The 19,127-nt window shown below is 58.1% G+C and carries 18 protein-coding genes; 6 read left to right on the top strand and 12 right to left on the bottom strand.

Annotated features, from left to right (window positions below):
- Nucleotides 1-293: 293 nt before the first annotated feature.
- Entirely contained in the window at nt 294-1,085 is a 792-nt protein-coding gene (locus tag ACH2ED_RS13100) for a serine hydrolase (RefSeq protein WP_395091732.1), read from the bottom strand.
- Nucleotides 1,085-3,175, bottom strand: coding sequence for an AAA family ATPase (locus ACH2ED_RS13095; protein ID WP_395091730.1), 2,091 nt, complete (start codon nt 3,173-3,175; stop codon nt 1,085-1,087). The genes ACH2ED_RS13100 and ACH2ED_RS13095 overlap by 1 nt, the downstream gene beginning before the upstream one ends.
- A 230-nt stretch (nt 3,176-3,405) precedes the next feature.
- On the opposite strand from ACH2ED_RS13095, the gene ACH2ED_RS13090 reads away from it, so the two are divergent.
- Entirely contained in the window at nt 3,406-3,618 is a 213-nt protein-coding gene (locus ACH2ED_RS13090; RefSeq protein WP_395091729.1) for a heavy-metal-associated domain-containing protein, read from the top strand.
- Nucleotides 3,619-3,667: 49 nt separating this feature from the next.
- Here ACH2ED_RS13090 and ACH2ED_RS13085 read toward each other — a convergent pair whose 3' ends face one another.
- From ACH2ED_RS13085 to ACH2ED_RS13075, 3 genes are all read right to left on the bottom strand, one after another.
- Nucleotides 3,668-4,648, bottom strand: coding sequence for an RNA polymerase sigma factor RpoD/SigA (locus ACH2ED_RS13085; protein WP_395091726.1), 981 nt, complete (start codon nt 4,646-4,648; stop codon nt 3,668-3,670).
- A 199-nt stretch (nt 4,649-4,847) separates the two neighbouring features.
- Nucleotides 4,848-5,168 carry a hypothetical protein gene (locus tag ACH2ED_RS13080; protein WP_395091724.1) on the bottom strand — a complete coding sequence of 107 codons (321 nt, stop codon included), beginning with the start codon at nt 5,166-5,168 and terminating at the stop codon, nt 4,848-4,850.
- Entirely contained in the window at nt 5,087-5,464 is a 378-nt protein-coding gene (locus ACH2ED_RS13075; RefSeq protein ID WP_395091815.1) for a hypothetical protein, read from the bottom strand. The genes ACH2ED_RS13080 and ACH2ED_RS13075 overlap by 82 nt, the downstream gene beginning before the upstream one ends.
- Before the next feature lie 114 nt (nt 5,465-5,578).
- Between ACH2ED_RS13075 and ACH2ED_RS13070 the strand changes: the two genes are divergently transcribed.
- The 5 genes from ACH2ED_RS13070 (at nt 5,579) to ACH2ED_RS13050 (ending at nt 11,965) form a co-directional block, all read left to right on the top strand.
- Nucleotides 5,579-6,016, top strand: a complete 438-nt coding sequence (locus ACH2ED_RS13070; RefSeq protein WP_395091721.1) for a hypothetical protein — start codon at nt 5,579-5,581, stop codon at nt 6,014-6,016.
- Nucleotides 5,986-8,310, top strand: coding sequence for a DUF1553 domain-containing protein (locus ACH2ED_RS13065; RefSeq protein WP_395091718.1), 2,325 nt, complete (start codon nt 5,986-5,988; stop codon nt 8,308-8,310). The genes ACH2ED_RS13070 and ACH2ED_RS13065 overlap by 31 nt, the downstream gene beginning before the upstream one ends.
- Nucleotides 8,288-9,775: a DUF1501 domain-containing protein gene (locus ACH2ED_RS13060; RefSeq protein WP_395091717.1), complete on the top strand. Its 1,488-nt coding sequence runs from the start codon at nt 8,288-8,290 to the stop codon at nt 9,773-9,775. The genes ACH2ED_RS13065 and ACH2ED_RS13060 overlap by 23 nt, the downstream gene beginning before the upstream one ends.
- Nucleotides 9,776-10,786 carry a DUF1080 domain-containing protein gene (locus tag ACH2ED_RS13055; protein WP_395091714.1) on the top strand — a complete coding sequence of 337 codons (1,011 nt, stop codon included), beginning with the start codon at nt 9,776-9,778 and terminating at the stop codon, nt 10,784-10,786.
- 213 nt (nt 10,787-10,999) lie between these two features.
- Complete coding sequence (locus ACH2ED_RS13050; protein WP_395091711.1) at nt 11,000-11,965, top strand: DUF1080 domain-containing protein; 966 nt, start codon at nt 11,000-11,002, stop codon at nt 11,963-11,965.
- Nucleotides 11,966-12,007: 42 nt separating this feature from the next.
- Here ACH2ED_RS13050 and ACH2ED_RS13045 read toward each other — a convergent pair whose 3' ends face one another.
- Genes ACH2ED_RS13045 through ACH2ED_RS13015 form a run of 7 tightly spaced genes read right to left on the bottom strand, consistent with a single transcriptional unit; the run spans nt 12,008 to nt 19,013 of the window.
- The gene (locus tag ACH2ED_RS13045) at nt 12,008-12,988 is read right to left on the bottom strand and encodes an NAD-dependent epimerase/dehydratase family protein (protein WP_395091709.1); all 981 of its coding nucleotides are present in this window, start codon (nt 12,986-12,988) and stop codon (nt 12,008-12,010) included.
- A gap of 16 nt (nt 12,989-13,004) precedes the next feature.
- Entirely contained in the window at nt 13,005-13,850 is an 846-nt protein-coding gene (locus ACH2ED_RS13040) for a DUF1963 domain-containing protein (protein ID WP_395091706.1), read from the bottom strand.
- Nucleotides 13,851-13,853: 3 nt separating this feature from the next.
- Nucleotides 13,854-14,117 carry a hypothetical protein gene (locus tag ACH2ED_RS13035; RefSeq protein ID WP_395091704.1) on the bottom strand — a complete coding sequence of 88 codons (264 nt, stop codon included), beginning with the start codon at nt 14,115-14,117 and terminating at the stop codon, nt 13,854-13,856.
- The gene (locus ACH2ED_RS13030; protein WP_395091702.1) at nt 14,107-14,562 is read right to left on the bottom strand and encodes a DUF4365 domain-containing protein; all 456 of its coding nucleotides are present in this window, start codon (nt 14,560-14,562) and stop codon (nt 14,107-14,109) included. Before ACH2ED_RS13030 ends, ACH2ED_RS13035 begins: the two co-directional genes overlap by 11 nt.
- 60 nt (nt 14,563-14,622) lie before the next feature.
- Nucleotides 14,623-17,880 (bottom strand): FtsX-like permease family protein, encoded by a 3,258-nt coding sequence (locus ACH2ED_RS13025; protein WP_395091699.1) that lies wholly within the window; start codon nt 17,878-17,880, stop codon nt 14,623-14,625.
- Nucleotides 17,877-18,545, bottom strand: a complete 669-nt coding sequence (locus tag ACH2ED_RS13020; protein WP_395091697.1) for an ABC transporter ATP-binding protein — start codon at nt 18,543-18,545, stop codon at nt 17,877-17,879. The genes ACH2ED_RS13025 and ACH2ED_RS13020 overlap by 4 nt, the downstream gene beginning before the upstream one ends.
- A gap of 9 nt (nt 18,546-18,554) precedes the next feature.
- Nucleotides 18,555-19,013 carry a hypothetical protein gene (locus ACH2ED_RS13015; RefSeq protein ID WP_395091694.1) on the bottom strand — a complete coding sequence of 153 codons (459 nt, stop codon included), beginning with the start codon at nt 19,011-19,013 and terminating at the stop codon, nt 18,555-18,557.
- Nucleotides 19,014-19,127: the final 114 nt, after the last annotated feature.

Raw genomic sequence — 19,127 nt, 5'->3', positions numbered from 1 at the left:
CCGTGAGTGCGCCGTTTTCGATAAGCACATTCCAGGAGTTCTAACCAAGTGGCGGGGGTACCGTGCGTGCCAGGTGGGACATAGCCAAAGCCGGGAGGCATCTATATCGGGTCGGTGATCTCTGGAGATCACTTCAGGCACGGGCAACCCTAGCGTTTTCAGCATACCAATTGTCTGAAGCGTCCCTGCGAAACCATCGGTACGGGGGGGGCAGGCGCAGAATGACGCGCTCACCGCTGGGGAAGGTGACCCCGAGACGGTGTTCGCCTGGCTTCCTGTGAGTGGCTCAATGGTCATGATTCTAAGAAATACTGGGCGAGGTATTGACTGGCTCTTGCCACGGCAACGCACCCTGCGTTCTCCACTGTCCAGCGTGGGTCGGGGCAGCCCTTGGTGAAGATCGCAACCGTGAGTCTCTTTCCACCTTGCTCGATAAAGCCGACATCGTTGCGCACACTGGTGACCGCGCCGGGCTTGTGGGCAACGGTAAACGGCGGCGGTGCGACACGTAAGTCCGATGCGTAGGTATTTACTCCCAGTAAGCGGGGGAGCATTTCCGTGTCGCCGACGAGCGCCATGCGCTTCTTTGTCTCCGGGCCAAGCTGGGCGAGGAGCTTCAGAAAGTCCGCAGGCGTCCCGGTGGCGGTGTGCGGCGGGTCACCTTCTTGGAGCTGAAACTTGATCGGTCGGTGGATCTTGGTACTCGTACAACCCCACGTGGCCAGCCGTGCATTGACCGCCTCCGGCCCGCCCACAGCCCGCAGGCACAGATTACTCGCCGTGTTGTCTGAGACGGAGATCGTCAGGGTTGCCAGATCACCCAGCGGGAGCGCGATTCCTGGCGTTAGGCTTGCCAGCACGCCGCTCCCGCCGACGAAGTCCGACTCCGTGACCGTGATGGGCTGCATTAAATCCAGCCCTTGCCGGAAGATTTCCTCAACAATAGCGATCTTAATGGAGCTAGCGGTGGGAAAGAGCGTGTCCGCTTGGTAAAACACGCTCTCACCCGCACAGACCGCCGCAAGCCCGAGCGCTCCACCGCCCAGGCTCGCCTCTAGTGCCGCAAACGCCTCAAGCGCTTCCATCAGTGTGCATCGTCGTCGTCGAGGTTGTCCATACGATACGGCGCATCGCCTTCGTCGAGCTCCGCATCCATGATCTCCTCGGCGGACTCGGACTGCACCGACGACACCGGGCGAGCGCGCTTATCGGCCCAGGCACGCAGCTCGGCAATGCTCTCCTGCATCGTCACCGCAAGCGGCACGGAGATCTTCACGGAGCGCTTCAGATCCTCAACCGTTACCTCGCGGATAGACTCTTCCCCGGTCTTGGTGTCTTTATCCCGATCCGCAAACGCCGAGAAGAGCGCCGAGACTACCGCCTCCTCGATCTCCGCCCCAGAGAAACCTACCGCAACTTTCCCTAGCTCAACCGTATCGAAGTTCTTCGGGTCGCGACCACGCTTTTTCAAGTGAATGTCAAAGATCTCCTTGCGCTCCGCTTTTGAGGGTAGATCCACAAAGAAAATCTCATCGAAGCGCCCTTTACGCAGAAGCTCCGGAGGTAGCGCCGTCACATTGTTACTTGTCGCGATCACAAAAACCGGCGCTTTTTTATCCTGCATCCATGCCAAAAACGTCCCAAAAACGCGGCTTGTGGTTCCGCCATCGCTAGAGCCGGAGCTTTGCGTCCCCGAAAAGCCTTTTTCAAGTTCATCTATCCAGAGCACGCAGTTATGTGTATAAATCCCATTAGCTACGAAATTATGTGTTTTATCGCAGCAAAGATCATAGACAAATTCTGGTGTCTCGGCTATGTCTACCGAGAGAATCCGTGTCCAAGTAACATCAGAGGCATCCCCAAATTTTGCGGCCATTGGTACCGAGGTTAAGTTCTCGGCATCAGGAAAACGATTGCCGTCAACTGCAACTGCATCACCTTTTTGTAGTTCGTCGGTGCGTATCCAGGCGAGCTTGCCGTTACGTAGAACGGGGTGCTGGTGGTTGCTCGTTGTCTGAAGTATGGCATGGCGCATCTTGACAGTGAACAGATCCGGGGCTTCGCGACGTGTGATGGCCTTGACATGCACGGGCACTGCTTGGAAGTTATCGTCCATCCCCTGAACGGTTAGATCAGCTTCTTGCCCATCGTAAAGTTCCTGGATTGTTTTTTCCGCACCACCCCAGAGTGTGATACGTGTATCGCCTGCCACACAGGGAGCAACTGATTCTGCGGTTGAAATAGCCTTTCTAATATTCTCTTCGCTCTGTCCAACGATTCCACCGAAGATTTTACCGACATCTAAGCGTAAAAGTGGTAATTTCCAGAGTGATCCGATCGCTTTTGCGGTGAGTGATTTCCCACAGCCTTGAACTCCTAATAATAAAACGCCTTTAGGCTCGGGGAGTCCGTACTGACGGGCGGCATCGGTGAAACTTGCGGTGCGCTGGCTCATCCACTCTTTAAGTAAGTCCATACCGCCGACATCCGAGAAGGCCTCACTGGCGGGGTAGTACTCCAGAATCCCGGACTTTCGAATAATCTGCTCTTTTTCGGAGAGAATGACGTCTATATCGAACTTGCGCTTCTCGACCAGCGACTTAGCAAAGACATTCTCAGCTTCATTACTCGTGAGGCCCGACGCGGCTTTTAGGATCTGCTCGCGCTCCAGGGGCGTGAGGTTCACATCAATTTGATTGTTCGAGCGCACGGACTGAATAATGCCCTCGAGCAAGCGATCTATGTCTTTAGGAGTTGGGAGCTGGTAGTCCACCACCGTGATCTCTTTTTCCAGTTCGACGGGCAGCTTGAGTGTCGGCGAGAGGAGAATCAGGGTCTTGAAGCTGGTCTTGAGGGCAAAGACAAGGTCACGGAGCTTGCGGACGACCATGTGGTCGTTCATGAAGGGGTGGAAGTCCTTGAGCAAAAAAACGGTCTGATCGGGAGCGGCGAGCACTTGATCGAGCGCGGCCAGCGGATCACGCGAGGCGACATTGCCACCCAGCCCACTGGTGATTGTCCACTGGATCAGCTTCTTGCCACGCTTCTGACAGATCTCGCGAAGTGTCTCCTCGACACGTCGTTCTTCCCACGAGACAATATAGATAATGGGGTAGCGGGCACGGATGAGTGTCTCCAGCTCCACATCAACAGGCTTGGACCAGTTCTGGGCCACGGTGTTAGTTCTCCTAGCGCGAAATGCGCCCTCTATTATAGACCGTCGCAAGCGGATTACACAATCTGCTTAAAACCCGCAGGTTTGCCAGGTGGTTTAGGCATGCCTCTTGCACAGAGTACTAAACTGTAGAGAACATTCTCTTTAGAGTTTTCTCTCCAAATCCTTCTCTTCCTCCGCCTCTGGCCAGTGCTGGTCAGAGGCATTTTTTTTCGATAAGATTTTAGGAGATGCAACAAACTATTTTCTCAGCCCCGGATATCGAGTGTGGCGGCTGTGCCCGTGCGATCCAGAAGGCTCTTGGCAAAGTGGAGGGAATCTCTGATGTCCAGGTAGACATCGCGGCGAAGACGGTCGCGGTGGCCCACAATTTAGTGCTGGTATCCGTGGAGGCCATTGCCACGCGGCTGGAGCACGCCGGCTTTCCGGCAGTGGCGCAATAAAAATTAGTGACGCGATAAAAAAAGCCCGCCGGTTGGCGGGCTTTTTATTTTAGGCGATTACGGTGTCGCGGAGGCGACCACCCACTTCGCTTCGGCGGAGCTTTTGGAGGGCTCCCGCCTCGATCTGGCGGGCACGCTCACGGGAGAGATGCAGCGCCTTGCCCACTTGCTCCAGGGTCATGGGCTGCTCCTGATCCTCCGAGAGGCCATAGCGCAGGGAGAGCACTTCTTTCTCCCGGCTGCTCAGGTGATCCAACGCCTTGTTGATCTCATCGCGCAGTGCCCGGCGGAAGATCCGCGACGATGGACTGGTGGCGTCTTCTGCGGGGAGAAGATCGCCCAGGCGCGTGGTGGAGTCGCCTGCGGGCGCATCCAGGCTCATAGGCTCGGGCGTCTCGGCTTCAAGGAGGGTCTCGACTTTGTCCACGGGTAGGCTGATTTCGTGTGCGATCTCCTGGGGCGTGGGGACGCGGTTGAAGCGTGTGGCGAGCATCTCACGAGTGCGCTTGATCTTGCCCAGACTCTCGATGGCATGGGAGGGCAGGCGAATCGTACGTCCCTGATTCTCGACGGCGCGGCCCAGTGCCTGACGAATCCAGTGGGTGGCGTAGGTGGAGAAACGGAAGCCGCGACGCCAGTCGTACTTATCCACGGCGTGAATAAGCCCTAGAGTACCTTCCTGGATCAGATCCTCCATGGCGATGCCACGGTTCTGGTACTTCTTGGCGATACTGGTGACAAGGCGCAGGTTGGCGTTGACAAGGATCTCACGGGCACGCTCGCCCTGCTTGCCACCACGCTCGACGCAGCGAGCCAGCCAGCGCTCCTGGCGAGGTGTGAGAAGTGCCACACTGTTCGCACCCCCTCGGTCGGCGACAAATGCCGTGAAAGAGAACTCCTTCATTGGATCAGGAGTCTCTTCTTCCTCAGGTGCGAGTGGCGCAACTTCCGACTCGGAGAGAGCCGTCGTTGGCGCCTCCGCCGTATCCCGTTTCTGTTCTTCTATGGTATCCGGCGTTAGTGTAGTCATTTCTTTCTTATACCCAACGGGGAGGTTCTCTCAAACGTCCCCTGCTCATGCTCCGCTCAGCGGAGCTAAGAATGTCTTATTATTAACGGTAAAACGTATTAGTAAGTTCCCTATCGTTTCTAACAGGAAACGTGCTAAACGGATGTTTTCCTACCCTTAACTCTTTATAGACGTCGCTCAGGGCTCCTAGGTTTCGCCCCTATAATCGTGGATCTACCGGCTCCGATTCCAGAGGAAGGGTTGCAAAGACACGCTCATGCACCCGGCGAAGCGGTTCTTTACGGACAAACCTCTCCAGCCCCTCAGCTCCAAGAGCGAACTCTCGGAGAGCCAGCGATCTCTTTCCCGCCAGACCCCGCTCACGTAAGCGGGAGAGATGTTGCGGGTCCGTGTACTCAGGGCCGTAGATTATCCGAAGATACTCACGCCCTCTCACTTTTACAGCAGGCTGGATACGCAAGGACGAGAAACCATTTTGAACCGAGATAGATTCGCGAACCTTGACAACAATTCCTTCCATACCCTCCTCTGTTTTTTGTCCCACCACTCTCCCCGTACCTTCACGCTCTCCGAACGATTCGTTTCCAGCACAGGGTGCTCTGTCGCAATGAAGCGCTCAGAGACCGTCGCCAAACGCGCCAGAGTCTGCATATGCCCGAGGTGATCTCTGTCCAGAAGGGTTCGACCCTCTGCTGCCAGGAGCTGAAACGGGGCAAGTTTCATACCCGTGAGCCCGTTCACAGGCCAGCAGTAGCCCCGATAAGCCTCCTGGTAGGCGACGACACAGCTCTCCCTCTTTTGCAAGCGTTGTGCCAGCTCGTGGAGCTGCGCTTTTTATCTCTAGCCGCGCGTGCTCCTGCACATTGGTGGCATCAATCATGGTGAGCTTGCGCCCACAAGGACAACGAGCGTAAAATCTGGTAGGTCTATTTGCATAGGGGAAGTGATACGATACCATATGTTTCCCATCCTGGCATTCTAAACACAAAAAAAGATTTAGAGCGTCTGCGTACTCAGCTCAATGTCGAACATGGGTCGGAACCCTGGCGGAGCGGGTTTATTAAGCTCAAGGAGCACCTGACATCGTCGGCACAGGGGCGCGTGCGTGGCGGCTTTCCGACGGTCTGTCGGGAGACGGCTAAGAATCTCGGCAACGACGAGCTAGCCAGCGATGCCAACGCGGCCTACCAAAACGCATTAATGTGGTGGCTGACAGGCGAGAAGGCGCACAAAGAGAAAGCCATTGCTGCTCTGGATGCGTGGGGCGGCGTTTCAGGCAGACCATCCTGGCTTTGGTACCGTATTATTCTTGAGGGAAAATTCGGTAAAATAAGTTTATGCGCAAGTTTATGGCGGCACTCCCGCTGATTGCTCTCTTTGCCCTGGGGGCGGCGGGACAGAAAGTCGAAAAGACGGTCAGCTTTCGGGGGGAAGTGGAGCCGCTTCTCAAGGCTGACTGTACGGGATGCCATAGCGGCGAGACAAAACAAGGCGGCTTTGTCACCGAGGGCCTTGCGCTCTTTGCAGGAGGCAGTAAGTTCGCCAAGCGCGTGATTGTTCCTGGCAAGCCCGCCGAGAGTGCACTGATCGGCTACTTGCGCGGCAAGCACCAGCCGCAGATGCCCATCGGGATGCCGCCGCTGAAAGAAGCCCAGATTCAGACCATCGAGCGCTGGATCGCGCAGGGGGCGAGAGTGGATGAGGCAAAGCTGGGCTGGCCGTATACCGCGCCCCTCAATCCTGCGGCACCGCGTGTTAAAAACCCGGTACTGCGCGACGAGTGGGTTGCGAATCCTATTGATAGCTTTGTGCTGGCGAGACTGGAGGCAAAGAAGCTTCTCCCTAGCCCGCCCGCCGATAAGACCACGCTTCTGCGGCGTGTTTACTTAGACTTGGTTGGGCTGCCGCCGACGCCCCAAGAGGCGGATGCGTTTCTTGCGGACACTGCGCCGGGTGCCTATGAGAAGCTGGTTGATAGATTGCTGGCCGATCCGCGCTACGGCGAGCGCTGGGGGCGGCACTGGCTGGACCTGGTGCGCTACGCCGAGACCCATGGCTTCGAGGCCGATAATATCCGCTCCCGTGCTTGGCGCTACCGTGATTATGTGATCCGTAGCTTCAATACCGACAAGCCCTACGATACATTTCTGGCGGAGCAGCTTGCGGGCGATTTGCTCAGCCCCAAAGACTCCGACTCACTCATTGCCACAGGGTTTGCACGCCTCGGCTCCTGGGATGAGCTCTCCCGTGATCCCACGGGGCGCTGGCAGGACTATCTTAATGATGCCACGGACACGGTCGGCTCGGTGATGCTGGGGATGACGGTGGGCTGTGCGCGCTGCCACGACCATAAATACGACAAGATCACCGCCCGCGACTACTACAGGCTTCAGGGATTCTTCGCCAACACGCGCTGGGCCGATGAGCGCTTGCCCGGCGAAGTGGACAGCCCGGAGCTCGTCAAGAGTCGCACTACACTTTTGGAGCAGCTCAAGGAAAAACGGGCACAGCAAGAGGCCGAGCGCGCGGAAAAAGGCGATATCGAAGAGCCGAAGCGTAAGCGGAAAAAAGAGGGGGTTGAGGCGGAGATTGAGACCCTCAATCGCCAGCTGAGCCCCATTGATACGATTGCGGAGACCGTGACGGACAAAAATAACAACCCCGTCACGCATAAAGTTTTGGTGCGCGGAAGCTTGGGCACCCCGGGAGATACAGTTAAACCGGGGTTTATCGCCAGCCTCTGCGGCGGCAATGAGGTTGATATCGCGACAGGTAAGGCGCGGCTGGAGCTAGCACGCTGGGTTGGTAGCCCACAGAACCCCCTCACGGCGCGTGTGATCGCCAATCGGCTCTGGCAGCACCACTTTGGGCAGGGCATTGTCGCCACACCGTCGGACTTTGGGCGCAATGGGAGCAGGCCCACGCATCCCGAGCTGCTGGACTGGCTGGCTACGACTCTGGTTCAGAAGGGCTGGAGCCTGAAAAAGCTCCATAAAGTGATCCTGACCAGCGCGACCTATAAACAAAGTGTTGGAGTCAACCTCGTTGCGGCGAAGCTCGACCCCGCCAATACGCTTCTGTGGCGCCAGCGACGTCAGCGCCTCGAAGGCGAGAGCATCCGTGACTCGATCTTAGCGGTCTCAGGGCAGCTAAATCTTCAAATGTCGGGGCCGAGTATCTACCCGCGTGTCTCCGGTGAAGTACTTGCCACGGGCTCGACACACAAGTGGGGGAGCTCGCCCGAGGATCAGCAGCGCCGCCGGACGGTCTATGTCTTCCAGCGCCGCTCGCTCTCTTTGCCGATGACCGAGGTTTTTGACGGGCCAGACATGGTCAACACCTGCCCCAAGCGCCAGTCCACGACTATCGCGCCGCAGGCCCTGGCGATGTTTAATGGTGAGTTCGCCTGGGAGCAAGCCCGGCATTTTGCCGAGCGCGTCGCCAAAGAGGCCGGGAGCGATCCGGCGGCGCAAGTCACTCTTGCCTATCGCCTCGCGCTGGTACGCAAGCCCACCGCCCCACAGCTCGCACAGGCCACGGCATTTCTCGCCAAGAAAGCTGCGCTTCATCGCGACGAGAAGAAAGCCAGTCCTGAGCAAGCCGCGCTTGCCGATTTCTGTCATGTCCTGTTCAATACCAATGAGTTTCTCTATGCCGACTAGCCCGCACTTCACCCGCTCTCACTCCCGCCGCGACTTTCTTGCTCGCGCAGGCGTCGGTTTTGGTGCATTGGCCCTGAGTGCGCTGCTCGCCGACGAAGCCCAGGCAAAAGCCAACCCCCTAACCCCCGCCGGGCGGGGGGACAATAAGGAATTTCCGCATATCCCCCCCGTCGGACGGGGGATGGGGGGCGCAAAGTCCGTGATCTTTTTGTTCATGTACGGCGGCCCCAGCCAGATGGACACGTTCGATCCCAAGCCGGAGCTGACCAAGTTTCATGGCAAGACCATGAGTGTCGCTCTGCCGACAGCGGGGGAGATCAAGACCTTTGGGGGCGGCAACAACGCGCCGCTTATGCGCAGCCCGATTGGCTTTAAGAAGTACGGCAAGAGTGGCATCGAGGTCAGCGATTTGTTTCCTCATGTCGGGGGCTGTGTGGACGACATTTGCTTTGTTCGCTCAGTCTACGGTAGCTCCAATAACCATGCCCCGGCACTCTTTGAGATGAACACGGGGACGATTCTCCAGGGTGCGCCCTCTCTGGGAAGCTGGACAACCTACGGCCTCGGCTCAGAGAATAAAAATCTGCCGGGCTTTGTCGTGATGCTCGACCCGCGCGGCGGCCCGATTGGCGGCGCTCCGAACTGGGCAAGTGGCTACATGCCCGCCAGCTACCAGGGGACGGTTTTTCGACCCAGTGGCGTTCCTATCTTAGATTTAAAGCCCGGTGCGGGCGTCAGCGATGAGAACCAGAAGCAGGATCTTGCGTTTCTGGCGCAGCTCAACCAGGGGCACTTAGCCGCGCGACCCGGCGATAGCGACTTAGACGCTCGCATAAAAAGCTACGAGCTGGCCTACCGGATGCAGATGGCTGCGCCTGAGGCCGTGGACTTCTCGAAAGAAACCGAGGAGACCAAGGCACTCTACGGCATGGACAATCCGCGAACCGAAGACTTTGGGCGCAAGTGCCTGCTGGCGCGGCGCATGGTCGAGCGGGGTGTGCGCTTTATCCAGCTCTACTCGGGCGGCGGGCACGGCGACGATACCTGGGATGCGCACGGGAACATCGAGAGCAACCATGGCAAGCACGCGGGCGCAACCGACAGGCCCATCGCGGGACTCTTGCAAGATCTCAAGCGGCGCGGTTTGCTCGACTCCACGCTCGTGGTCTGGGCGGGGGAGTTTGGGCGGATGCCCATCTCCCAGGGCGGCGCGGGCCGCGACCACAACCCTGGCGTCCAGACCGTCTGGCTGGCGGGGGGCGGCGTTAAAGGTGGCACGGTGGTCGGCTCATCCGACGAAGTGGGCTACAAGACGGGCGACGACCCGCACCCCATCAACGATCTTCACGCGACGATCCTCCACACGATGGGCCTGGAACACACCCGGCTCACCTATCTCTTCAATGGCCGTAACCAGCGCCTCACCGGCACTGGCGGCACAATCATCAAGAAAGCATTGGTATAGATGAAAACAACGACGATTCTTGCGGCACTACCGCTGACTGCTCTCTTGGCAACAAGCGCCCAGGCGAGTCCACCGTTTACAAATAAAGAGCTAGTTCATTGCTTTTATTGCCATGATCCAAATGATCAGCAGCTCAAGGTCAACTACCGGGGCGTCTACTACAAGCTACACAACTTCACGTTTGCGGAATTTGACGATGCCGCAGAAGCGAAAAAAGCAGGCGTAGGGATCGGGCCGCTGGAATCTTCGAAGCCCAAGAGCCTGACACCTCCCAAGAGCCTGACACCTCCCAAGAAAGTGGAACCCCGGAATCCAAACACTCCCGTCTACCCCGGTCCTGGGAAGCGCGTCTTCGGCGATGGCCCGGATGCCGTTGTGCTGGACGGCAATCCCGTTGCCAGTGGTTGGACGTCACTCTTTAATGGCAAGAATACCGATCTCTACTACAACTGGAACTGGGAGAAAAGCTACTGGGAAGCTGAACCTAGAGAAGGCGCGATTGTGGGTACCACTTCGGGTGACAGAGGACGCGATACTCCGCACAACCACTATCTCTTCACCAATTGGGACTACTCTGACTTTGAGATGCATGTGGATGTGAAGCTGGTGGGCCACAACTCCGGGGTCTGTGCTCGAATCCAGCCGAAGTCGTTTGACGATGTGCCTGGCTACCAGGTAGACATGGGCGATGGCTACTGGGGCTGCCTCTGGGATGAGCGCCGACAGAGGAAGATCTTCGACTGCCCGATCGCGCTTCAGAACAAGCTGGTCAGGCGGGGCGACTGGAACCACTACTACTTTAAGATGGTCGGCACGCACATTACTATCTACCTGAACGGTGTCAAGACGGTAGAGGGCGACGATCCCGGGGGCTTCAAGAGCGGCCCGATTGCCTTCCAGCTCAGCCGTGGTCGCGATATGATGGCGAGCTTCAAGAATATCTACATCAAGCCGCTGAAGAATCCCACCAAGGGCACCGCACCCCAGAGCGACAATAACCCGAGACGGTAGTCTGTCGCCTCGATAGATGGCCCCCCGTGCCACGGGGGGCATTTTTGTCTGCTGGGGGTCGTGCATTAGTCGTGGTTCGGAAGCCGCTCTGAGCGGTTGTTCTCGGGCTGGGGAATGCCCTTATTTTGCGGAGCAGTGCTTCTCTTCGTCTGCGACAGGGACAGAGCACTCTTTCTCTAGCCATAGCAAGCCGCTTTCTGGTATAACGGTGCCATGAAAATAACGACGATTCTTGCGGCACTGCCGCTGACGACCTTACTGGCGACAAGTGCTCAGGCGAAGCCGCCGTTTGCTGCAAAGGAGGGGATTAAGTGTACGTACTGCCATAGCGGCCAGCAGCCCAAGCGCAACTACCGTGGCGACTACTACAAGCTACACAACCTCACCTTCGAGGGCTTCGACGATGCGGCGGAGGCGAAAAAAGCCGGTGTTGAGATTGCGCCGCTGGCAGAGCTCGTGCCAAAGAGCCTGACACCTCCCAAGAAAGTGGAGCCCCCGAAGCCAAAATTCAATCCCGTCTACCCCGCTCCCGGAACCGTTGTCTTTGGCGAAGGCCCGGATGGCATTGTGAAAGACGGCAAGCCCGTTGCCAAGGGCTGGAAGTCACTCTTTAATGGTAAGGACCTCAAGGGCTGGAACCTGGAGAAAGGCTACTGGTCGGTGGTAGACGGCGCGATTGTGGGTGACAAGAAGGGCAGCACGCCAAAGCACCACTATCTTTTTAGCGACATGGATTACTCGGACTTTGAGCTGCACATCGATGTGAAGATGGACGGTTACAACTCCGGGGTGTGTACCCGCATCAAGCCAACCTCATTTGACGATGCACCTGGCTACCAGGTGGACATGGGCGAGGGCTACTGGGGCTGTATCTGGGATGAGCGCCGCCGTAGTAAGAAGATCTTCGACTTCCCTAAAGCGGACGCCGACCAGATTGTGAAGCAGAAAGACTGGAACCACTACTACATCCGTCACGTCGGCACCCACTCCACAATCTACCTGAACGGCGTGAAGACCGCCGATGGGGACGATGCAGAGGCATTTCTCTCCGGTCCCATTGGCTTCCAGCTCTGCCACGGTGGAAATACGATTGCTAGCTTCAAGAATATCTACATCAAGACGCTCGCAAAACCCACCAAGGGGACCGCACCCAAGAGCGACATGAACCCGAAGCCGTAAATCGCCCCCGAACCCCCGCCCGGCGGGGGCTAGGGGGCATTTTTACCCGGGGTACCAAATAACGCGCGGGTCGCTTATAGGGCGCTGGTAATCATAGGCGGAGTCTATTAGTTTTGCGGTGTCGTAGACGGGCTTCCAGCCCAGTAGAAAGCGGGCCTTGGCGTTGTCGAGCCAAGTCGTGTGGAACTCTGTGGTGACCTTGACGCGCGGGAAGCCGCGTGTTTGGTTTAAGTACTCCGCAACAAATCCGTAGTCCACGGGCTCGTCCATGCAGATATTAAATGTCTGCTGGTGGGCCTTGGGATGATCTAGAGCCGCTAGCATGGCGCTCACAAGATCACTGACGTGCACAAAGTTGCGCTTGATCGGGTTACCCTCAGGATCGCAGAGAATGGGAGTCGTGCTTGCGGCTTGGTAGCTATCGGCAGCGTCTGCCCCGACGAGATCACGCCAGCGTGGGCCACCAAAGACATCCTCGCCAAAGCTCTGTGTGTACTTGAAGTCGTCCTTCTCCATGATCCAGGGCGCACGCAGGCAGCAGCCGTTGAGGTTGTACTGAATATAATATTGTTCTAATAGTACCTCTTCCAGAACTTTGGAAAGCGCGTAGCAGCCCGGGTAGGCGCTGTGTTTCTGGGTCTCGGTCACCGGGATTGGGTGAGGATAGACAAAGTGCCCCATCCCAGCGTCGCCGCCAATAAGTATCAGTTGTTGGAAAGTAGTAGAAAGGCGTGCCTCTTCGAGGAGCCAGAAGAATCCTTTAATCGCGACATCCATGATGTCCTCAGGCGTCTCTTTGCAGGTCGCTAAATGCAGCACATGAGTCACGCCCGCCATCGCCCGCGCCACATCGTCGCGCGAGGACATCGAGCCCTTTACCACTTCAACGCGCTCGCTCGCTTCTACCACACGGTTGTGGCAAAATGCCCGCACAATCGCGTCGCTAAAGCGCGTATCCGCGAGAAATGCCTTCAAAAAAGTCTGCCCGACCTTGCCGGTCGCGCCCGTCACCAAAATTCGCATGAGACTAGTGTACCCACTACTGGGTACGAGCCCAGACTTTGGAGAAGTCTCTGTTTTGTAAGTCTACATCACGGATGCCAAAGTACACGGGGCCTCTGCGCCCAAATCGCATACCTGTTTCCTCGGCGGCATCTAGCTGGAGCAAGAGGCGGCTGGTCTGTTGTTCGGCAGTTGAGGCGGTTGCTGGAGGGAGCTCGGGCCAGAACTCGGAGCGTACCATCTGATAACCACCTTCAATAGCATAGGGTTGTGAGTCGTCGCTGTGGCCAAGAAACAGATGCCGAGGGTAGACCGTCGCTTCGTTGCAAAGCTCGGCGTAAATCTCCCACTCTGCCTCGGGGCGAAGGGAGCAGGCATGGTAGGCTCCATTTTCCATATTGTGTCCTGTCGCAAGATTTTCAGGCGGTAGTTGGCGCTGGAGAGGTGTGGACTCGTCGGGCCACCACAGGACTCGAAAAACGGACGGGGCATCTTCAAGAAATTCCTGGTGTCCCCCTCCATAGTCATCGTAGAGCACTGCTTGATGGCTCCCCGCGTAGAAAAAGTAGATAAACCCCTCCTCAGGAAGCAGATCAGAGAGTTCGTAGGGTTTCAGCTCTGAGCAAGTGAACTGTGCGAGGAAGGGCAAGGCAATCTCGGCAGAGACAGTACGCGAGAACCACTTTTGCGTATGGAGGGAAACCGGCCAAGCAAGCTCCGCAGGGAGACCGGGGTAGCCGCCGAGCTTGCTTACTCCAAGGGGAAGCACCTCCTCCGTTCGTGTGGCGTAGAGGCGCACAGTCGGGCGTAGGAGCTGACGTAGCGTGCTCTCAACCTGGCTCAGTTCAGGAGCATTGACGATAGACTCGGTAAACTGAGGCATGGCTCATGCTGCGGTACTTGCAGAGTGAGAACGGCTGAGCTGAGTTTCTGCTTGGAGAGGTGTCAAGAAGCCGTAGCGCACGAGCGTATCCTGGACATTCAAGCGTTGGGCTGGGGTTATAATCGCACTGGGAGCATCGTCAGGAACAAGGAGAAGCGCCCCATTGCCATGCCGATAGATAGTCGCGTCCTTTTTGTGCTTGGCGACAAAACCGAGGTTGTCGAGCAGGGTATTGAGCTCTGTGTAGGTAAGTGTCTCAGTCATCATTTGTTTGCCTTTCATAGAATGCTACCAGATCATTTTTTATTTGGCGAATGGTTGTAGCCGCTACCGCGTCGAATATTTGAATAGAAGAGAGGTGAACGGTGCAAGTTCCCTGATTTGTCTGGGTGAGTTCTCTGAGGCTAGTGCGCGTCAGATGCCGCCAGTATGCCTCCCCTTCGGAAGCATCGTAGAGAATCAGGATAATGGGAGATAGCTCACGACTCCATGTCCAGAGATGCTTTCTTTCCAACTCAAACGAGAGAGCACTGCCGTTTGCAAGGAATTTTGGATTGTCTGTCGCTTTTACTTGAATGAGTACATGATCGGGTTCAAGGAAGCCACCCTCATTGAAAGTGATCAAGCGCAGGTCATAACCGTAGTCATTTGCCAAGCGTTCGACAACATGCCCCAGAGGCAGGATAACGCTTTCCACATGGACGATACTCATGTCCGCGATGATATGTTCTCGTGTGCGACGTGTTCCGTCGGAGATTTGTAGCATTGCTTCTTACTCGCTCCGCAGGGCTCCGAGGAGCGAGCCGCGTAGGGCGGTTGTGGTGGCGAGCCAGACCCAGAGCAGGCCGCTGCCGAGAACGGCAAGCAGGGTGAGTCCGAGTGAGACAAACGGGATGCCAACGCCCGGAGTCCTGAGCGAGGGCAGAACGGCAACGAGTGCGGCGGCAACTCCGACGGCGAGGCCGAGCAGTAAGAGCAAGACGTGTTCGGCGAAGATGAGCTGATGAAGCGATTTTTTCGTGAATCCGATAGCGCGCAAAAGTGCCAGCTCGCCGTGCCGCTCTAGGACATTGCGCAGGACGATCACGCCCAGGCCCAGGCTCCCTAGAAGCAACCCAAGGCCACCGAGAATCGCGAAGATCGAGAGATAGGTATTCTCCACCGCGCTAAACATTCCCAGGCGCTCGGGCGTGGGAATCACGCTTAGCCCTGCATCTTCGAGACCGCTGGTGAGCGACTGCGCTACAGCCTTGGTTTTTGCCTCCGGGGCGTCAATCAGAAAGACCTGGTAGCCGTTGTGGTTGGCGAAGAGCTTGGTGAAGTGGCGCTCCGAGAGAATGAGGCTGCCCTGGAGTACCGAGTTGTTCATCACGCCGATGATCTTGAGCTTGTGGACGGTGCCACGATCATCGGTGTAGTCTACTTGCTGACCGAGCCCGGAGTGCAGTGCCCACAGGACGGTGTTCATGTCCCCGATCACTGGAATTGTGCCACTGCCATCGTCCCAGTCTAGCAGGCTCCAGGGGCTGGCTTTCTTATCCGCCAGCGACTGCGAGAACCCGAAGGCGCTACGCTCCGCGAGCAACTTGGGCTCGACGCCGAGCAGGCGCGGGGTCTGGGCGCGGTTGAGGTTCAGACAGCTCGCTTCGTCGCCCTCGCGGAGCCGAAACGGGATCACTTTGGCATCGGCCATTTCTTGCGCCTCTAGCCCAAATGCCTCGCGGCCCTCGGCGGAGTTTAGATCCTGGTAGATAGGTAGCGATGCCTCTGCGTAGAGCGAAAACCCACCCGTCCCCGACGAGCGTTCGCGGGAAGCTTCTCGTGGATCGTGGCGGTTGGCGCCCACCGCAATGACCAGAAAGCTCCCGCAGGCGAGCAGTGCAATCGCGCCCGTGCTACGCGAGAGCCGCCGCGCCGCATTGCGCCGCCCCATCGAGGTCAGGCTCAGCACGCCCTCGGCATGCTCCAGGCGCGTGAGAAGTCGCCGTGCGGCAAGAATCCCGGCGATCAGTAGGAGCGAACCCGCGCCAAAGAAAATCCCCGCTGCTTCTTCCCCATGCTTGCCCATGCCAAAGAAAGCGAGGCCCAGCGCGAGGACTGCGAGAGTGAGGGGGAGCAGTGACCACCCCCTAGCTCCCGCCCGACGGAGGGGCTCTGTAGGGCGGGCACCACTCAGTAGCACCTGGGCTGATACTTGCCCCTGGTTTCTTGCCACGAGCCAGATGACGAACAGCGCGACTAGGAAACTGCCCAAGCCGCCGCCGATCAGCGTCTCCGGTTTGGCGTGGTAGGTCAGTGGCGAGCCAATCACAGCATCTTTCCAGACGCTCCCTAGCCCGGCGATCACGGCGCGGGTGTAGAGTGTGGCGGCAAAGACTCCCGCGATGCTGGCGAGGAGCGCGATCAGGCCGCCTTCGAGCAAGAGTAGGGTGCGCACGCGGCGCGGGGTGACACCAATCGCTAAGAGCGTTCCTACCTCGCGGCTGCGCTGCTCCACGCTAAAGCCAAAGAGGAGCGCGGCGAGAAGTAGTGCGGCGACAATCAGAAACAAGCTGAATCCCAGAAAGAGCCCCCCAAAGTCCGTCGAGTTAGCGCTCGCGGCAAGCGCTCGCTCACGAATCGGCTGAAAGAAAAGGCCCAGGGCGGCGGGGCTGAGCGCCTGCCGTACACACGCCTCGACGGTCGCGCTGTCCGATTTATACCGAATGGCGGTGAGGTTGCCAAAGCGGTTGTTCCAGATCTTTTGCCCGGCCTTGAGAGTGATAAATGCCTTGGGAGCGCCTCGGTAGGTGCTCCAGTAGCTCTGGTCTTTATCGCGGATCTTCTCCAAGTCAATGGGGACGCCGGGTTCCCAGTCGCGGCAGTCTTTCTTGTCCGAGAGGCCAGGGATATCCGGCATGAGCTGCGGATCGAGTGCGGTGCCGGAGAGTGGGAGAATGCCACGCACTTTAAAGTCGCTGGTGTGCTCCTCTAATTTCCGAAGAGGCCCAACGAGCCAGTAGCTCAGGCTGATTTTATCGCCGACTTTTGCGCCCAGATCATCGGCGAGCCATGCGTTAATCAGCACTTCGTCGTCGGCCATATCTTTTGGCAAAGGCGCACCTTCGAGGGCTGCGACTGTGGAGTAGGGCGCGGATTTTGTGCCGAGTGTGAGGCGGTTGACAAAGTACGTGAGAATGCGCCGTGCACCCGGCTGCGCGGTCTCAGCGGCTTTGGCAACTTCGGGCTCTAAAAACACGCGCTCCGTGCGTAGCTCCAGCTCGCCCGTGGCGGCGACTTGCTTGAGCTTCAGGCCCGCATCGGTGAGCTTCCATTTCTCCCAGAGTGCGCGCGTGAGCGCATCGGTGGCCGTTCCTTTGCCGACGAGCAGGAGATTGGCGCGGCCCTCTTGTCCGATGGCTTTTTGGAGTGTCGCGCGGGGAATAAAAGCGTTGTAGGGCGGGATCTGGTTGGCGTCCAGGCTGAAGTTGCCAAAGAGCTGCTCGGTGATCACAAAGCGCACCGGGAGGCGCAGCGCTACCGTGGCATCCTCGATCTTGGAGAGCGGGGCATCGCGTGAGAGCAGGCTGGGTTTGTCCACGCGTACCAGCACTTCATCGCCGACATCCACGCCGAGAAACTTCGCCAGCCGGTCGTTGAGCGCGACGCCATCCTCGGCCATATTGACCGTTCCTGCGCCGCCAAGCTTCCAGAACGCCTCATCCACCCCGACGACTTGCACGCGCCCCGCACGCGCCGTTCCCTCGCTATTGGCCGCTGCACCGCGTAGCAGAATCGAGGCTGAGGTTGGAACTGCGACACCTAGTTCGCCCGTTAGCTCAGTGCGAAAAAATCGCCCCGGATTGTAGAGTGCGTGCTCAATCCGTCCGATGCGTGCCAGCGCCTGCTGCGTCAGGCTGTAGCGCACGGAGTCACCGACCGCAAGCGCTCCCGTGAGAATCGCCGCCGCGAGCACTGCGCCAAGAAATACCCCGAGATGGGCTTTTTTATGGAACCTCAGCCCCGCGAGGGCGAGCTTGAGCAGTGTCATACGAGTAGCCCTTCGTCCAAGCGATAGATCTTGCCAAGCTTCGCAGCGAGCTCAGGGGAGTGCGTGATGACAAGCAGCGCGACACCTTCTTCTTTATTGAGCTCAATCAGCAAGTCCGTCAGGTTGTTTGCGGCGTCCTGATCCAGTGCACCCGTGGGCTCGTCGGCGAGGAGCAGCTTCGGCTCGTTGAGAAGCGCCCGAACCACGGCCACTCGCTGGCGCTCACCGCCGGAGAGCTGGCCAGGCCTGTGTTTGAGGCGCTCCGTCAGCCCGACACGCTCCAGCAGGCGCTTGGCACGCACTTCTGGGGCTGCTTCACGCTGCACAGGTCCTTCGGCGAGTATGGGGATCAGGACGTTTTCCAGAACCGTGCACTGGGGGAGCAAGTGGTGGAGCTGAAAGATCATCCCGAGTTTTTGGCTCCGCACTCGTGCCAGGGCTTTTTCGTCCAGCCCGACCAGACTAGTGCCATCCAGCGTGATGCTCCCCCGGTCGGGCGTGTCGAGTGTCCCAATGATATTGAGCAGCGTGCTCTTGCCTGAGCCCGAGGGCCCTACAATCGCGGCCATCTCGCCTGCACCCAAGCTGAGATTTACTCCACGCAGGACAGGCTTCTCTACCCCGACAAAACTCTTGACGATTCCTGAAAGTTCCAGCAGACTCATGCGGTTACTTTACCCGCTTAGCTCCGCTAAATCGCTCTCCAGTACGGCACGGTCATCGGCTTCTTCCACTTGAGCGGCAAACTGATGGGCTTGCCCGAGATGATACGCTAGGGCTTCAGTGTCATCCCCCACTTTTGCGGCGCGGGCGGCAGCTTCGTGGGCGTAGCCTTGGTAGAACGGTGGCTGGTTCTGGCTAAAGTGCAAGCACCGCTCGGCGGCGTGGCGGGCCTGATCGCTATTTCCCAAAACCGCCCAGACACGGGCGAGCTGCCAATACCCAATGGAGCGGTTCTCATCGGTCTCGTCGTCGCGCTGGCTCCAGTGCCAGAGCGAGGCGTAGCAGCGCTGGAGCATCTGGGAATCGTCGTCGGGTGTTCGATCGGGCTTGCCCAGAAGCTCCCAGGTAGCGTTGAAGCAGTGCGCCGAGAAATGGCGGTGGGCGGCGTTTGTGTCAAAAATAGGTGTCATGCTCATTACTCTCTGCTGAATCGCATACGGGTACATTCCCCGGAGCTTGCTCCGTGACCGCTTGGGATACGTGGGCATCTCTTAGGATGCCCACTTCTTCTGTGGCTTCGGCTC

It is taken from the genome of Armatimonas sp., from assembly GCF_043757465.1.
Classification (GTDB): domain Bacteria; phylum Armatimonadota; class Armatimonadia; order Armatimonadales; family Armatimonadaceae; genus Armatimonas.
This window is presented reverse-complemented; position numbering and strand designations above follow the sequence as displayed.

Bases quoted from the DNA above. Each gene is read 5' to 3' on its own strand.
- ACH2ED_RS13100 (WP_395091732.1), bottom strand. From the start codon at position 1,085: ATGGAAGCGCTTGAGGCGTTTGCGGCACTAGAGGCGAGCCTGGGCGGT.
- ACH2ED_RS13090 (WP_395091729.1), top strand. From the start codon at position 3,406: ATGCAACAAACTATTTTCTCAGCCCCGGATATCGAGTGTGGCGGCTGT.
- ACH2ED_RS13085 (WP_395091726.1), bottom strand. From the start codon at position 4,648: ATGACTACACTAACGCCGGATACCATAGAAGAACAGAAACGGGATACG.
- ACH2ED_RS13080 (WP_395091724.1), bottom strand. From the start codon at position 5,168: ATGGAAGGAATTGTTGTCAAGGTTCGCGAATCTATCTCGGTTCAAAAT.
- ACH2ED_RS13065 (WP_395091718.1), top strand. From the start codon at position 5,986: ATGCGCAAGTTTATGGCGGCACTCCCGCTGATTGCTCTCTTTGCCCTG.
- ACH2ED_RS13060 (WP_395091717.1), top strand. From the start codon at position 8,288: ATGAGTTTCTCTATGCCGACTAGCCCGCACTTCACCCGCTCTCACTCC.
- ACH2ED_RS13055 (WP_395091714.1), top strand. From the start codon at position 9,776: ATGAAAACAACGACGATTCTTGCGGCACTACCGCTGACTGCTCTCTTG.
- ACH2ED_RS13050 (WP_395091711.1), top strand. From the start codon at position 11,000: ATGAAAATAACGACGATTCTTGCGGCACTGCCGCTGACGACCTTACTG.
- ACH2ED_RS13045 (WP_395091709.1), bottom strand. From the start codon at position 12,988: ATGCGAATTTTGGTGACGGGCGCGACCGGCAAGGTCGGGCAGACTTTT.
- ACH2ED_RS13040 (WP_395091706.1), bottom strand. From the start codon at position 13,850: ATGCCTCAGTTTACCGAGTCTATCGTCAATGCTCCTGAACTGAGCCAG.
- ACH2ED_RS13035 (WP_395091704.1), bottom strand. From the start codon at position 14,117: ATGATGACTGAGACACTTACCTACACAGAGCTCAATACCCTGCTCGAC.
- ACH2ED_RS13030 (WP_395091702.1), bottom strand. From the start codon at position 14,562: ATGAGTATCGTCCATGTGGAAAGCGTTATCCTGCCTCTGGGGCATGTT.
- ACH2ED_RS13025 (WP_395091699.1), bottom strand. From the start codon at position 17,880: ATGACACTGCTCAAGCTCGCCCTCGCGGGGCTGAGGTTCCATAAAAAA.
- ACH2ED_RS13020 (WP_395091697.1), bottom strand. From the start codon at position 18,545: ATGAGTCTGCTGGAACTTTCAGGAATCGTCAAGAGTTTTGTCGGGGTA.
- ACH2ED_RS13015 (WP_395091694.1), bottom strand. From the start codon at position 19,013: ATGACACCTATTTTTGACACAAACGCCGCCCACCGCCATTTCTCGGCG.